The organism is Bacteroides sp. NGMCC 1.200775 (assembly GCF_040798045.1).
Lineage (GTDB): Bacteria > Bacteroidota > Bacteroidia > Bacteroidales > Bacteroidaceae > Bacteroides > Bacteroides hominis.
In genome coordinates, this window is the sequence record NZ_JASCQK010000001.1 from 340103 (window position 1) to 354608 (window position 14506).

The following is a 14506-nucleotide window of genomic DNA, read 5'->3' on the forward strand; positions in this document are numbered from 1 at the left end:
GTATGTTTTACACTAAGGAGTATTCATCTTATTGTATAGACAACAATATGTATTTCTACCTTCCAGGAAAGATAGTAATTGTAGAAAGTACAAAAAGACGGGGATACTTTATAATCAGCTCTTTCGATTGATGGCAGACCATTGGTTTTACGGCGGACTTATTGTATTTTATAAGGTGTGTCATTTTGTATCTTCTTTGTTTTTATCCTATCTTTGTTGTAGAATTATTAAAAAAAACTAAGATGAAACGTTATCCGGTTGTTCTTTCTATTGCCGGTTCCGATTGTTCGGGAGGGGCGGGTATACAGGCAGATATTAAAACGATTTCTGCTCTGGGCGCATACGCGGCATCGGTGATTACCGCAGTCACCGTACAAGATACAAGGGGAGTGAAGGCTGTACACACGGTTCCCGCTGGGATTGTGCAGGGACAGATTGAAGCGGTAATGGACGACTTATGTCCAGATACTCTGAAAATAGGTATGGTAAGTGAACCGCTCCTCGTAAAAGTGATTGCGGATTGCTTACGAAAATACCCTCACCGCCCGGTGGTTTATGACCCCGTTATGGTGTCTACCAGTGGGCGGAAATTAATGACTGACGATGCAATACAGTCGATTAAAGAAGAACTTATCCCGCAAACAACCCTGATAACTCCCAATCTGGATGAAACGGAAGTGCTGACAGGAATGAAAATAACCACAGTGGAAGAGATGATAGATGCGGCCCGGACGCTCTCCACGATGTATCATACTGCGGTATTGGTGAAAGGAGGACACTTGCAGGGAAACGAAATGCAGGATGTATTGTTTGCGGGCGGAAACACCTATATATATAAGGAGAGAAAAATAGAAAGCCGGAATTTACATGGTACTGGATGTACTCTCTCTTCTTCAATCGCCACCTATCTGGCATCAGGACTTCCAATGGATCAGGCAGTAGGCAAAGCTAAAACATATGTCAGCAGGGCCATTGATGCCGGAAAAGAAATAATTGTCGGTCATGGCAACGGCCCGTTGTGTCATTTCTGGGGACCGGAAAAAGCCAGTATATGGGAAGATAAAGAAGAGGAATAAACCGAAAAACACTTCTCTATTGCACAATTTTGTCAATTCTGTGCTATCATATTGCAAAAATATATAACTTTGCACCCGCAAATTAAATTAAAAAACAAAAATATGAAAGCATTTGTATTCCCCGGTCAAGGCGCCCAGTTCGTAGGTATGGGCAAAGACCTGTATGAAACTTCAGCTTTAGCAAAAGAATTGTTTGAAAAAGCAAATGATATCCTGGGATATCGCATTACAGATATTATGTTCAACGGTACTGACGAAGACCTCCGCCAGACCAAGGTTACCCAACCTGCTGTATTCCTTCATTCTGTTATCTCTGCGCTTTGCATGGGGGAAGATTTCAAACCGGAAATGACTGCCGGACACTCTTTGGGTGAGTTTTCTGCATTGGTTGCTGCCGGTGCTCTTTCTTTTGAGGACGGTTTGAAACTGGTTTATGCACGTGCCATGGCAATGCAGAAGGCTTGTGAAGCTACTCCTTCTACAATGGCTGCCATTATCGCTCTGCCTGATGAGAAAGTAGAAGAAATCTGTGCGGCTGTTGCCGCCGAAAGCGAAGTTTGTGTACCGGCTAACTACAACTGTCCGGGACAGATTGTAATTTCCGGATCTGTACCGGGAATCGAGAAAGCTTGCGAACTGATGAAGGCAGCCGGAGCAAAACGTGCACTTCCGCTGAAGGTAGGTGGAGCGTTCCACTCTCCTCTGATGGATCCTGCCAAAGTAGAACTGGAAGCTGCTATCAACGCAACCGAAGTCCACACTCCGAAATGTCCGGTTTACCAGAATGTGGATGCTCTGCCTCATACAGATCCGCAAGAAATCAAAAAGAATTTGGTTGCTCAATTGACAGCTTCTGTACGCTGGACTCAAACCGTAAAGAATATGGTTGCCGACGGTGCTACCGACTTCACAGAATGTGGGCCGGGCGCCGTATTACAAGGGCTGATCAAGAAGATCGACTCTACAGTATCTGCTCACGGAATTGCATAAAAGTCTTTTTGAAGACTTTTTCTAAATACAACACCGAAACTCTTTCTATAGGGTTTCGGTGTTACTTTTTTAAAATAACATATCCGATATCTTGATTTTACAATCTTTCTTCTGGTTTTAAGGAGATATCCAGTTGCCTTTATATCCATTTTGCACATGTGAATCCGATGGGTGGACATATCTGGCGTGTCCTGAGTGCTTTGCAACCTTTTTGCCTATGCTTTTGTTATAATTAGAAACAAACCTATTTGTCCAATGAAAGTACACGAATATCAGGCAAAAGAGATTTTCTCCTCTTACGGAATACCTGTCGAAAAACATGCTTTGTGCCATACTGCAGACGGCGCTGTAGCCGCTTACCACCGTATGGGTGTAAACCGGGTCGCAATTAAGGCACAAGTATTGACCGGGGGCCGTGGAAAAGCCGGTGGGGTAAAACTTGCCGATAACGACAGAGATGTCTATCAATATGCTCAAACGATTTTGGGGATGACCATTAAAGGATATCCCGTAACCAAAGTCCTTCTTAGTGAAGCCATCAATATCGCCGCAGAATATTATATCAGTTTTACGATAGATCGTAATACACGTTCTGTTGTACTGATCATGAGTGCAGCCGGTGGCATGGACATTGAGGAAGTGGCTCGTCAATATCCCGAAAAAATAATGCGTTACAACATTGATCCTCTGGTCGGGATTCCCGATTATCTGGCACGTAAATTTGCTTTCTCTCTATTCGAACAAGCAGAGCAGGCCAATCGGATGACAACCATTATTCAAAACCTTTACAAAGCATTTATTGAAAAGGATGCCTCACTGGCTGAGATTAATCCATTGGTACTTACCCCTACGGGTACATTACTGGCAATTGATGCGAAAGTGGTGTTTGATGATAACGCACTTTACCGTCATTCGGATTTGCAGAAACTATCAGAACCTACAGAAGATGAAAAGCTTGAAGCTATTGCCAAAGAGAGGGGATTCAGTTATGTCCGTATGGATGGCGAAATTGGCTGTATGGTTAACGGAGCCGGTTTAGCTATGGCAACCATGGATATGATTAAACTTTATGGAGGTAATCCGGCAAATTTTCTTGATATTGGCGGTAGCTCGAATCCTATCAAAGTAATAGAAGCAATGAAATTATTGCTGGATGATAAAAAGGTAAAGGTTGTCTTTATCAACATTTTCGGTGGCATCACCCGAGGTGATGACGTGGCTGTCGGACTATTGCAGGCATTTGACCAGATACATACGGATATCCCTATTATTGTACGACTAACGGGTACGAACGAACGTATGGGACGTGAATTATTGAGTAAAAATAGTCGTTTTCAGGTAGCACAAACAATGGAAGAAGCTACTCGGATGGCTGTAGAATCATCAAAAAAAGAATCGATATGAGCATACTTATTGATAAATCCACCCGACTCCTGGTACAGGGAATTACAGGCAGGGACGGACTCTTTCATGCAAAAAAGATGGCTGAATATGGAACTAATGTAGTGGGTGGCACATCGCCCGGAAAAGGAGGCACAATGGTAGATGATACCTTTCCGGTATTCAATACCATGTATGAAGCTGTCCGTCGCACACAGGCCAATACATCTATTATTTTTGTACCGGCCTGTTTTGCTGCTGATGCTATTATGGAGGCTGCCGACGCAGGTATCCAATTGATTATTTGCATTACAGAAGGAATTCCGACACTGGACGTGATAAAAGCCTATCGGTTTGCTGAACAGAAAGGGGCAAAACTGATTGGACCAAACTGTCCGGGGCTTATCTCTCCGGGGAAAAGTCTGGTAGGTATTCTTCCCGGACAGGTATTCAGTCCGGGCAATATAGGAGTGATAAGCCGAAGCGGAACACTGACTTACGAAATCGTGTCACATCTCACAGCCGAAGGTATGGGGCAATCCACCGCTATCGGCATGGGAGGAGATCCTGTTGTCGGACTTTATTTCCGCGAATTATTGGCAATGTTACAGAATGACCCTCAAACAGATGCTATTGTTATGATTGGTGAGATCGGAGGAAATGCTGAAGAACTGGCCGCAGCATATATTCGTGAACATGTAACTAAACCTGTAGTAGCATTTATTGCAGGGCAATCTGCCCCGCCGGGCAAACAGATGGGACATGCCGGAGCCATTATATCCGGAAGTTCCGGTTCTGCTGCCGAAAAAATTTCAGCATTGGAGATTGCAGGAATCAGGGTCGCTGGCGAACCTTCGGAAATACCGGACCTGTTAAAGGGTCGTTTTTGAACAAATCATTTTAATTCATCAAACTTATAGACTTAACGATATGAGCAGGCGCAAGGAATTAGAGCATGAGGTATCTCTTGCTCAGGAAAGAATTAAGAAAGCTCCCAAAGATACCCCCAGAGAGATACTGAAGATATGGGAGCAAGAGTTGGTTGATCTGGAAGTGGAACTTAATAATTTGGTCGACGACGAGGAAGATAATAACGATTGAATCACTTTTCTGTATAATAAAAGGCCCGTACAAAAATTGTACGGGCTTTTTCAAAGGAAATAGAATACTCCCGGCTACCTTCGGGAATGGCTACGCATAAAGGGTGTACGGCTCCCTCACTTTATCAGTTGTATAACATTTATAATAAGACGGTATTTTATCTACTTTGTTCCGTTTTCATCCATCTTTTAACTATTTATTTTCACATTTACTCTTTGTCGGGTTATTCTTTGATAAGATGCAACAGGATTATCCTGCAATCATTGACATACATCAAAAACAAACAGTTTAAAACAGCCTTTTTATCCTACGTCAATTCAATCGTCATATTTCTCCCTTACATTTGTAATGTTTTCAAGGTATAACATAAAAATTTGAGATTATGAAATGGGTAAAAAGATTGTTTGATAGAATCGGTAATTCCGATTCTATGATTTGGGGCTATGTAATGCTCCATGAATAAAGGATTATAAAACAGAGTTTGATTGAAAAAAACGTTTGAAAAAGGAGGCCGGGATTATCGCGGACTCCTTTTTTAGTTAATCCCCCTTATTATTTGCACAAATATGGTTTATTTTACTCTTCTTGTTCCAAAGCCGGATTATCCGGTAAAGAGTACTTGAGATTTACACTAAAAAATGCAAAACCAGAATAAAAACATGACTTAAAAATTCTGTATTTGAATGTTTTTCTGTATATTAGGAACATAACCAAATAATGTAAAATGGAATTAGAAACAATTGGAGAAAACGCCGGCAAAGTATGGCGCACCCTGAATGAAATGAGGGGAAAAATATCTATTCAGGAACTTAGTCGGAAAATTAACCTCAGCGCTGAAGATGTTGCACTTGCAGTAGGTTGGTTAGCCAGAGAAAATAATATTTTTATTCAGAGACACAACTATCTGCTATATGTCAGTCATGATGCTTTCTGATTTTACTTTAAGAGAATTGACTGTCAGAGTCTAAGAAATATAATAGGGATTATTCGTCACCGGATAATCCCTATTATATTTCTTACGATTTAGGACAAGTATGCGTGTCACTCTCCTTCCTAAAAATTAAATTTGTCAGAAAATAAGCTAACTCTACCATCATGATGCCAATGGTAACACCGGCCAATACGTCACTTAGCCAATGACGATTGTTTAATTGTCGTGTGAAGCCGGTAACAACAGCCGGCAGGAAAGTGGCAATGGTGGCTAAAGGAGTCTTGAAGCCATATTCTTTATATAAAAGAGTAGCAGCCGTAAAAGCAGTAGCCGTATGGCCTGAAGGGAAGGAAAGAAAATCCGAACCGTCTGGACGGAGAACACCCGCCAATGATTTCATGGAGATGACTACTGCTCCCATCAAGACATACGCAAATGCAGTTGAAACGAGCATACGTTTCCAGTTACTACGACTTTTTACTCCTGCAAGTTTCAATATAAACATGACAACAATCGGTAGATAGGGTAGAAAATCATCATACCGATATGCAAAAGTCGAAGCATGCATATTCCGCAGATGATAGATATATTGATCTGCACTTGTCAATAACCCGGCCCGCAGGGCACATACTATAAGGGTACAGGCAAATAGCCAAAGTATTAATTTACGTGGACTCATTTCGTTCTATTATAGGTTTATAGTATATGCCTACAAAGATAATTCTTTTGATGCAGAAGACATTAGGAACAATTAATATGAAAATATTATTTGTCTTATTATAACATTCATATTAATAAATATTCCGGGAGCAGCAAAGATCGAACGAAAGTAGATAACTCAATCTGTCAAATGTCAGAAAAACCGGAGCCCTACTTCTGCTGTCACATTTTACAATAAATAGAAGCAGGCATTATTCTCAAAAGCATTGCTACATATCTCCACCTTCTTGAGATGTATACAACTTTTCTTTTCCGAAAGATCGCCCGGTATATCTGTTGTACGGCTTTCTGTAGTGGAGTGACCCAAAACAACCCCTCTCCTTTAGCCATCGCTGTGTCTACGAATCCTGGGCGTATGTCCGTAATGTGAATGGGGTAAGATAGCTTGGCTGCTTTCTTCCTCAAGCCTTCCGTATAATTGATTTGATAGGCTTTCGAAGCATTGTATGCCGGTGCTATTCCTTCACCACGCATCCCGCCTACAGAGGAAATTGTAACCAGATGCCCCGATTCTTGTCTCTGGAAAAAATAAAATGCCCAGTCTGCCACATTGGTGAATCCGATAACATTGGTCAAAAGAGCCGGTCTCTCTAAATTATAATCGAGCTCAGGGTTTAGTTCCCCTACCCCCGAACAGAACACGAGTATATCCATACCTCCCATTCTGTCCACAAGATTATTGAGTTGCCGGATTGTATCAGTTTCCTTTGTAACATCTGATATGGTATAAAAACAGTTTTTATTTTGTGAACAAAGCTCTTGCAGTTTATTTTCCCTTCGTCCCGTTATGCCAACCATATTCCCTTCCTGAATAAACCGTTCTGCCAATCCTCTGCCGATCCCGGATGTAGCTCCTATTATGATAACCTTTTTCATTTTTATTCTTTTTAATGCTTACACAAAGGTATTGGGATCGGAACAAATGAATCTTGACTGAAATCAAGATTTTATTTTTGTACTAACTTTCTTCGAAGACGGCTGAGTGTTTCCGGACATATCATCAGATAGGATGCCAGTTCCTTCAATGAAATCAAATTCAACAGTCCGGGACAACGTTCAAGTATCTCCCTATATCGTTCTTCGGGCGTCATGCTGTACATCGATATCATCCGTTCATATACTTCCCATAACAATATTTCAGCTATATGTCTGCCCAATTTCAGATTCGTGTCGTCCCGGTCATAGAATTCCTCTAACTGTCTGTTGTTTACTATATAAACAGTGCAGTTACAAATGGCTTGTATATCTACATTTGAATTATCTCCTAAACGGAATGCCGGATAATTACCCACAAACGAGTGTTCGAATGTATAGCCTACAATTTTATTTTCTCCCCGACTGTTGGTACAGCAATAGCGGAAAGAACCTTCTGCCACATACCCCATCAATTTGCAGGATTCATTTTGTCGGCAAAAGAAATCTCCTTTTTGATATTGGGTAAGTTGCCCATTTTGAAGTACAAAATCTGTAATGGGGGCAAAGTTAACCTTCGATGTATACTTATTGAAATCTTTTGCTTCTTCCATGATATAATTTCATTTTGAAGTGCGAATATAAATAATGCGGACTGAACTATGATACTCAATCCGCATTAAAATGATCTTTTGGGGACTTTATCCGCAATGGAAGTACTTGCTTACTAATGCCAGCATCTCCTCCGGTTTGCCCTGTATCTCTATACGCAGGGTAGCATCATTATAGCTTCGTAATCTACTGATAATGCCATCAATCATAGCAGGGCTGAATACATTATACTGTTCAAATACAGTCCGTTGTTTCTGTAAGCAGTCTGCTGATGCCGCACAGCTATCCGGTAGTTGTGCTAAGTTTTTCAGTTTATCAGCATTCTCTTTCTGATGGATATTTACGTTAACGTATGTCTTCTCTGCAATGGTTAAGGCGTTGTCTATCTCAAAACCGTGACGACAGGCCACTGCAAGTCCTGCCAGTAATTGATAGAGATCGGCTGATCCGTCCGGTGAACGCATTTCCACTGTCTGCTTTTGCGTCGTATCATAGTGGCTGTCCAACTCCAATGGATTGGCTAACGCACACATATCTGTCTTAGCAGACCATCCCAATGGAACTCGTACCAATACAGAACGGTTTCGATCGCCCCAACAAACATTAGTCGGCGCCTCTTGATGTGGTACAAGCCGGAAATATGAAGTAGGATTTGTATTTCCGAAAGCCGTGATGGATGGGGCAAGCAGCATCATGCCCGCAATGGCTCTACGAGCTGTATCAGAAAGAATCCCACCTTTTAGCATCTGGTTCTGTCCGTCTTTCATCATGCGCATATGGATATGTAATCCGGATCCAGCTTTGCCCACTGTAATTTTCGGAGCAAATGTAATATCATAACCATATTGGTAAGCTAAGTTGCGGATAATCCATTTGGCTATTATCAATTGGTCGGCAGCATCTTCTGCACGGACTGGCAGAAATTCTATTTCATTTTGCTCGTAGACTTTATCGTCAAGCATAAAATTACCGACTTCAGAATGCCCGTATTTTATTTGTCCACCCGTTTGAGCTATGTAAGACATACATTGTGTACGGAAATCATTGAATTTAGCATAAGGTCCTGATTCATGATAACCGCGCTGATCGGTTGCCGGAAACATTCCGTCGTCCTCGGCAATCACATAATACTCCAATTCTCCCATAGCCTGAAACTCCATGCCTGTTACTTCCGTGAACGCTTTACAAGCTTTGTGTAAGGTATATTCGGGAGAACTTTCCAGAGGTTTTCCATCTTTATTAAAGAAAGAACAAAGCATCACGAGTGTAGGTAATTCTGCAAATGGATCAACGAATGCGGTACGGAAGCGTGGAATTACATACAAATCACTGCTCCCTGCCTCTATAAAAGGAAACAGGCTTGATCCATCCACTCGTTCACCACAAGTCAGGATAGCATCCAGATAGGCAGCGTTGTTTATTACAAAATTCAATGTTTTAAGTCGTCCGTCCGCAGCAGGATACATAAAGTTGACCATGCGGATTTCATTTTGTTGGATATAGGAAATAATATCTGCTTTTGTAAATTCAGCAGCAGGCTTTTGCAAAAATGTCACCAGATGATTGGGACTCATTAATAATTCTTGATTCATCATACGTTAGTTGTTGTTTCATTAATTATTGGGGTTAACAGATTATTTTATGAACCAAAGATACATAAAAAGTTAGCAAATCAAGATTTATTCCCATGAAAAATAATAGTCCCCTTTTATCCGCTGACGATTCGGCTATTCTTTAATTTAGACTCACTCCTATGCTACTTACTTCTTTTGTTTTTTATACCTTTGCACCCGATTTTAAATAAGGTTATAGAATATATGGTACAAAGTCAGGTCCAACCGATTCGTAGGATTGCATTTCCTATATTGATCGCATTAAGTATTTCTCACTGTTTAAATGATCTTTTGCAGGCTGTCATTTCGGCTGTATATCCTCTCTTTAAAGAAGATCTCTCGTTAAGTTTTGCTCAGATTGGATTGATAACTCTTGTTTACCAGATGTCCGCTTCCGTGTTTCAACCACTGACCGGTCTTATTTTTGACAAACGTCCTATAGCATGGTCACTTCCCATCGGAATGAGTTTCACACTGGTAGGTATGTTGAATCTGGCTTTTGCGTCCAATTTACACTGGTTGCTTGCATCCGTTTTTATTATTGGAATCGGTTCTTCTGTCCTTCATCCCGAAGCATCACGTATAACCTTTTTAGCTTCAGGAGGAAAACGGGGATTAGCGCAATCACTCTTTCAGGTGGGCGGCAATTTGGGCGGATCATTAGGTCCTTTGTTAGTGGCGTTGTTAGTGGCTCCTTACGGCAGGCATTATATTGCTTTGTTTGCAATTCTTGCTTTAGCGGCTATCTGTGCAATGTTCCCTATTTGCCGTTGGTATTGGGGCTATCTGAACCATCTTAAAAAACGTCCCATACTTGCAAGAACCTATATTGAACGCCCGCTCCCTCCAGGCAAAACAGTATTTGCCATTACGATACTGATGATCTTGATCTTTTCTAAATATATTTATATGGCGAGTCTGAACAGCTATTATACTTTCTATCTGATACACAAGTTTAATGTAAGTATTCAGCAATCACAACTTTTCTTATTTGTATTTCTGGTAGCTACTGCCATCGGTACATTAATGGGAGGCCCTATCGGTGATAAGGTCGGGCGCAAATATGTAATTTGGGGATCAATCCTTGGCACAGCACCGTTTAGTTTGTTGATGCCACATGCCGGACTTGTATGGACTGTACTTCTTAGTTTTTGCGTCGGACTGATGTTATCGTCCGCTTTTCCCGCTATCTTGCTTTATGCGCAGGAACTGCTTCCTAATAAATTAGGGCTGATTTCGGGACTCTTTTTTGGATTTGCATTTGGTGTTGCCGGTATCGCCTCTGCTGTCCTTGGCAATATGGCCGATAAATTTGGAATCGATGCGATATACAATGTTTGTGCATTCATGCCGTTATTAGGATTGGTTACTTGGTTTTTACCGGATTTAAAAAAAACGAAAAAAGAAAAATAAGAATAATTGAAAAGTAATCTGTATCTGCTTTTTATATTTGAATAAATAAAATCCGGAATCACTTTTCCGGATTTTATCCTTTTTAATGCTATTTTCTACCAGTTTTTTTCTTATATCAATTCTCCCTCTTAATTATTTTACTAATTTCGTGGCGTACATATATGAATCAAGTAAATGAAAATGGAGAATAACGCATCAACCGGAAAACCTTATAACATTGGATATGCCTTAAGCGGAGGCTTTATTAAAGGATTTGCCCATTTGGGAGTTATCCAGGCCTTATTGGAGCATGATATTAAACCGGATATCATTTCAGGAGTAAGTGCCGGAGCTTTGGCCGGAGTTTTTTACGCCGACGGTAATGAACCCTATAGAGTGTTGGACTACTTTTCCGGACATAAATTTCAGGACTTGACCAAACTTGTGATTCCCAAAGTCGGTTTATTTGCACTGGGAGAATTTATAGACTTTCTGAAGTCGAATCTTAAAGCACAGAAACTGGAAGACTTAAAACTTCCACTAATCATCACCGCCACTGATCTGGATCATGGGCGCAGTATGCATTTTCATAAAGGGAATATAGCCGAACGAGTGGCAGCTTCATGCTGTATGCCGGTATTGTTTACGCCTGTAAAAATAGGAAATACACACTATGTGGATGGAGGGCTTTTGATGAATTTACCAGTTTCTACCATCCGAAATGAATGTGAAAAAGTAGTGGCAGTAAATGTCAGTCCGCTGATGGCAGAGAAATATAAAATGAATATTGTCAGTATTGCCATGCGCTCTTATCATTTTATGTTTCGCGCCAATACGTTTCCGGAGCGCGATAATTGTGATTTACTAATAGAACCTTATAATCTGGAGGGTTACAGCAATACTGAGCTTGAAAAAGCTGAAGAGATTTTCGAGCAAGGCTATAACACAGCTTCCGAAGTTTTGGATCAACTGATTGAGGAGAAAGGAAAGATATGGAGATAATAAAAACCGGATTGGCTGCTTTTGGTATGTCGGGACAGGTATTTCATGCCCCGTTTATCAGTACGAATCCGCATTTCAAACTTTGTAAAATAGTAGAGCGTACCAAGGAACTCTCTAAAGCACGTTATCCGCAAGCAACGATTGTGCGTAGTTTTAATGAGTTGACAGAGGATCCCGAGATAGATCTGATTGTGGTTAATACCCCGGACAGCACACATTATGAATATACCCGAATGGCTCTTGAAGCCGGAAAAAACGTGGTAGTTGAGAAACCTTTTACTTCTACTACAGAACAAGGAAAAGAATTAATAGCTTTGTCTGAACAAAAAGGACTAATGCTTAGTGTGTATCAAAATCGCAGGTGGGATGCAGACTTTTTGACAGTACGTGATATTCTTGATAAGTCGTTGTTAGGTCGCTTAGTGGAATATGAATCAACTTTCGCCCGTTACCGAAACTTCATCAAGCCTAACACATGGAAAGAAACCGGAGTATCGGGAGGTGGACTGACATATAATCTGGGATCACACCTGATTGATCAGGCAGTTCAGCTTTTCGGAATGCCTGAAGCTGTTTTTGCCGATTTGGGTGTACTTCGTAATGGAGGAAAAGTAGATGATTATTTTATAATTCATTTGTTACGTCCTTCCTTGGCACCTGATGTGAAGATCACCCTGAAAGCAAGCTATTTGATGCGGGAAGCCGAACCACGTTTCATGTTGCATGGGACGTTAGGATCGTATGTCAAATATGGAGTCGACAAACAAGAAGCTGCCTTATTGGCTGGTGAAATGCCTGGCAGCCCTAATTGGGGAGAGGAATCGGAACAAGAATGGGGATTATTGCATACAGAAATGAATGGAAAAGAAATCTGCCGGAAATATCCGGGTATATCCGGTAATTATGGTGGTTTCTATCAGAATATATATGAACACTTGTGTTTAGGAAAAACGTTGAAAACGCATGCACAAGACATCTTGAATGTGATACGAATAATCGAAGCGGCTTATCAGAGCCATCGGGAAACTAAAATAGTTAATCTTAAATAGCTTTTATAAAAATGAAGAACGAAGAAAAAATGATTATTTATCAAGTGTTTACGCGCTTGTTTGGAAATAATAATAACCACTGCATCAATAACGGAGACATCTTACAAAACGGTTGTGGAAAAATGGCTGATTTCACAGCCAAAGCTTTGGGTGAGATCAGAAAGCTCGGAGCGACTCATATTTGGTATACCGGTATTATCGAACACGCTACTCAGACTGATTACAGAAGATATAATATCCGACCGGATCATCCGGCTATTGTAAAAGGCAAAGCGGGCTCTCCTTATGCCATTAAGGATTATTATGATGTAGATCCGGATTTGGCTACTGATGTTCCCGGACGAATGAAAGAGTTTGAAAACCTGGTAAACCGCACACACAGGGTAGGACTAAAAGTGATTATCGACTTTGTACCGAATCATGTAGCGCGCCAATATCATTCGGATGCACAGCCGGATGGTACCAGCCAGCTCGGAGCCAACGATGATCCTAATTACTCGTTCAGTCCATACAATAATTTTTATTATATTCCACAATCGGAATTGCACGGTCAGTTTGATATGACAGGAAACGCAGTGGAACCTTATCGTGAATTTCCTGCCAAAGCAACTGGTAACAATCGATTTGATGCTTACCCGAATATAAATGACTGGTATGAAACTGTAAAGCTGAATTATGGAGTAGATTATCAAAATGGAGGAACCTGTCATTTTTCACCGACTCCGGATACCTGGATTAAAATGTTGGATATTCTTTTTTTCTGGGCTTCCAAGAACATTGATGGATTCCGTTGTGATATGGCTGAAATGGTTCCGGTAGAGTTCTGGGAATGGGCTATTCCACAAGTGAAACAAACCTATTCCAATATTTTGTTTATTGCTGAAGTATACAATCCTCACGAATATAAAAATTATCTGTTTCGTGGTAAGTTCGATTATCTCTATGATAAAGTAGGACTGTATGATACCTTGCGTAACGTGGCTTGTGGTTATGATTCAGCAACTGCCATCACCCGTAGTTGGCAGTCTTTGGGGGGGATTGAAAAGCGGATGCTTAACTTCCTTGAGAATCATGACGAACAGCGCATTGCATCTGATTTCTTTGCCGGAGACCCACGCAAGGGCATTCCCGCACTAATCGTATCAGCTTGCATGAATACGAATCCGATGATGATCTATTTTGGTCAGGAGTTCGGAGAAATGGGAATGGATAGTGAAGGATTCAGCGGACGTGACGGACGAACCACTATTTTCGATTATTGGAGTGTAGACACCATTCGGCGTTGGCGTAACGAAGGTAAATTTGATGGAAAAATGCTAACTGAAGAACAAAAGCATTTATATGCAATTTACCATAAGGTTTTGACTCTATGTAATGAAGAGCAGGCAATATCAAAAGGTGTATTTTTTGATTTGATGTATGCCAATGAAAATGGATGGAGATTTAATGAACATAAGCAGTATACTTTCATGCGTAAGTATAAAAATGAATTGCTGTTTGTAGTCGTAAACTTTGATAATCAATCGGTAAATGTTGCAATTAATGTACCTTCTCATGCCTTCGATTTTTTGCAGATTCCCCAATTTGACTCATACAAAGCAACCGATTTAATGACCGATAAAGAAGAAGTAGTCTGTTTATTGCCTTATAAAGCCACAGAAATAGCTTTAGGAGCATATACCGGTAAAATACTGAAGATTAAATTTTAGTTGAATATAAAACAGCCCT

At 40.8% G+C, this 14506-nt stretch carries 14 protein-coding genes; 10 read left to right on the plus strand and 4 right to left on the minus strand.

The window, feature by feature from the left end:
* Positions 1-242 precede the first annotated feature (242 nt).
* From thiD to QK890_RS01545, 6 genes are all read left to right on the plus strand, one after another.
* Positions 243-1076, plus strand: coding sequence for a bifunctional hydroxymethylpyrimidine kinase/phosphomethylpyrimidine kinase (gene thiD / locus QK890_RS01520; protein ID WP_250719490.1), 834 nt, complete (start codon positions 243-245; stop codon positions 1074-1076).
* Between the two features lie 102 nt (positions 1077-1178).
* Positions 1179-2066, plus strand: coding sequence for an ACP S-malonyltransferase (gene fabD / locus QK890_RS01525; RefSeq protein WP_367627127.1), 888 nt, complete (start codon positions 1179-1181; stop codon positions 2064-2066).
* 255 nt (positions 2067-2321) lie between these two features.
* Positions 2322-3470 (plus strand): ADP-forming succinate--CoA ligase subunit beta, encoded by a 1149-nt coding sequence (sucC, locus tag QK890_RS01530; RefSeq protein WP_367627128.1) that lies wholly within the window; start codon positions 2322-2324, stop codon positions 3468-3470.
* A complete protein-coding gene (gene sucD, locus QK890_RS01535; RefSeq protein ID WP_367627129.1) occupies positions 3467-4336 on the plus strand; it encodes a succinate--CoA ligase subunit alpha in 870 nt (289 codons plus the stop codon). The genes sucC and sucD overlap by 4 nt, the downstream gene beginning before the upstream one ends.
* Positions 4337-4376: 40 nt before the next feature.
* On the plus strand, positions 4377-4547 hold the full coding sequence (locus tag QK890_RS01540) for a hypothetical protein (protein WP_005806034.1): 171 nt from the start codon (positions 4377-4379) through the stop codon (positions 4545-4547).
* Between the two features lie 724 nt (positions 4548-5271).
* The gene (locus QK890_RS01545; RefSeq protein WP_005777689.1) at positions 5272-5481 is read left to right on the plus strand and encodes a winged helix-turn-helix domain-containing protein; all 210 of its coding nucleotides are present in this window, start codon (positions 5272-5274) and stop codon (positions 5479-5481) included.
* Between the two features lie 82 nt (positions 5482-5563).
* On the opposite strand, the gene QK890_RS01550 is transcribed toward QK890_RS01545, so the two are convergent.
* The 4 genes from QK890_RS01550 to QK890_RS01565 all read right to left on the minus strand — a co-directional run bounded on the left by QK890_RS01550 (position 5564) and on the right by QK890_RS01565 (position 9314).
* Positions 5564-6157: a phosphatase PAP2 family protein gene (locus tag QK890_RS01550; RefSeq protein WP_367627130.1), complete on the minus strand. Its 594-nt coding sequence runs from the start codon at positions 6155-6157 to the stop codon at positions 5564-5566.
* A gap of 203 nt (positions 6158-6360) precedes the next feature.
* Positions 6361-7074, minus strand: a complete 714-nt coding sequence (locus tag QK890_RS01555; protein WP_005806030.1) for an SDR family NAD(P)-dependent oxidoreductase — start codon at positions 7072-7074, stop codon at positions 6361-6363.
* 71 nt (positions 7075-7145) lie between these two features.
* Positions 7146-7724 carry a Crp/Fnr family transcriptional regulator gene (locus tag QK890_RS01560; RefSeq protein ID WP_022012736.1) on the minus strand — a complete coding sequence of 193 codons (579 nt, stop codon included), beginning with the start codon at positions 7722-7724 and terminating at the stop codon, positions 7146-7148.
* An 87-nt stretch (positions 7725-7811) separates the two neighbouring features.
* Positions 7812-9314, minus strand: a complete 1503-nt coding sequence (locus QK890_RS01565; protein WP_367627259.1) for a glutamine synthetase family protein — start codon at positions 9312-9314, stop codon at positions 7812-7814.
* Between the two features lie 225 nt (positions 9315-9539).
* Here QK890_RS01565 and QK890_RS01570 point away from each other — a divergent pair, with 225 nt between their 5' ends.
* From QK890_RS01570 to QK890_RS01585, 4 genes are all read left to right on the plus strand, one after another.
* On the plus strand, positions 9540-10748 hold the full coding sequence (locus QK890_RS01570) for an MFS transporter (protein ID WP_367627131.1): 1209 nt from the start codon (positions 9540-9542) through the stop codon (positions 10746-10748).
* A gap of 180 nt (positions 10749-10928) precedes the next feature.
* Entirely contained in the window at positions 10929-11729 is an 801-nt protein-coding gene (locus QK890_RS01575; RefSeq protein WP_367627260.1) for a patatin-like phospholipase family protein, read from the plus strand.
* The gene (locus tag QK890_RS01580; RefSeq protein WP_220390119.1) at positions 11720-12778 is read left to right on the plus strand and encodes a Gfo/Idh/MocA family oxidoreductase; all 1059 of its coding nucleotides are present in this window, start codon (positions 11720-11722) and stop codon (positions 12776-12778) included. The genes QK890_RS01575 and QK890_RS01580 overlap by 10 nt, the downstream gene beginning before the upstream one ends.
* An 11-nt stretch (positions 12779-12789) precedes the next feature.
* On the plus strand, positions 12790-14487 hold the full coding sequence (locus tag QK890_RS01585; protein ID WP_005806021.1) for an alpha-amylase family glycosyl hydrolase: 1698 nt from the start codon (positions 12790-12792) through the stop codon (positions 14485-14487).
* Positions 14488-14506 lie beyond the last annotated feature (19 nt).

Coding starts and splice junctions, on each gene's coding strand:
- QK890_RS01540 (WP_005806034.1), top strand. CDS start 4,377: ATGAGCAGGCGCAAGGAATTAGAGCATGAGGTATCTCTTGCTCAGGAA.
- QK890_RS01560 (WP_022012736.1), bottom strand. CDS start 7,724: ATGGAAGAAGCAAAAGATTTCAATAAGTATACATCGAAGGTTAACTTT.
- QK890_RS01550 (WP_367627130.1), bottom strand. CDS start 6,157: ATGAGTCCACGTAAATTAATACTTTGGCTATTTGCCTGTACCCTTATA.
- thiD (WP_250719490.1), top strand. CDS start 243: ATGAAACGTTATCCGGTTGTTCTTTCTATTGCCGGTTCCGATTGTTCG.
- QK890_RS01585 (WP_005806021.1), top strand. CDS start 12,790: ATGAAGAACGAAGAAAAAATGATTATTTATCAAGTGTTTACGCGCTTG.
- sucD (WP_367627129.1), top strand. CDS start 3,467: ATGAGCATACTTATTGATAAATCCACCCGACTCCTGGTACAGGGAATT.
- fabD (WP_367627127.1), top strand. CDS start 1,179: ATGAAAGCATTTGTATTCCCCGGTCAAGGCGCCCAGTTCGTAGGTATG.
- QK890_RS01570 (WP_367627131.1), top strand. CDS start 9,540: ATGGTACAAAGTCAGGTCCAACCGATTCGTAGGATTGCATTTCCTATA.
- QK890_RS01580 (WP_220390119.1), top strand. CDS start 11,720: ATGGAGATAATAAAAACCGGATTGGCTGCTTTTGGTATGTCGGGACAG.
- sucC (WP_367627128.1), top strand. CDS start 2,322: ATGAAAGTACACGAATATCAGGCAAAAGAGATTTTCTCCTCTTACGGA.
- QK890_RS01565 (WP_367627259.1), bottom strand. CDS start 9,314: ATGAATCAAGAATTATTAATGAGTCCCAATCATCTGGTGACATTTTTG.
- QK890_RS01545 (WP_005777689.1), top strand. CDS start 5,272: ATGGAATTAGAAACAATTGGAGAAAACGCCGGCAAAGTATGGCGCACC.
- QK890_RS01575 (WP_367627260.1), top strand. CDS start 10,929: ATGGAGAATAACGCATCAACCGGAAAACCTTATAACATTGGATATGCC.
- QK890_RS01555 (WP_005806030.1), bottom strand. CDS start 7,074: ATGAAAAAGGTTATCATAATAGGAGCTACATCCGGGATCGGCAGAGGA.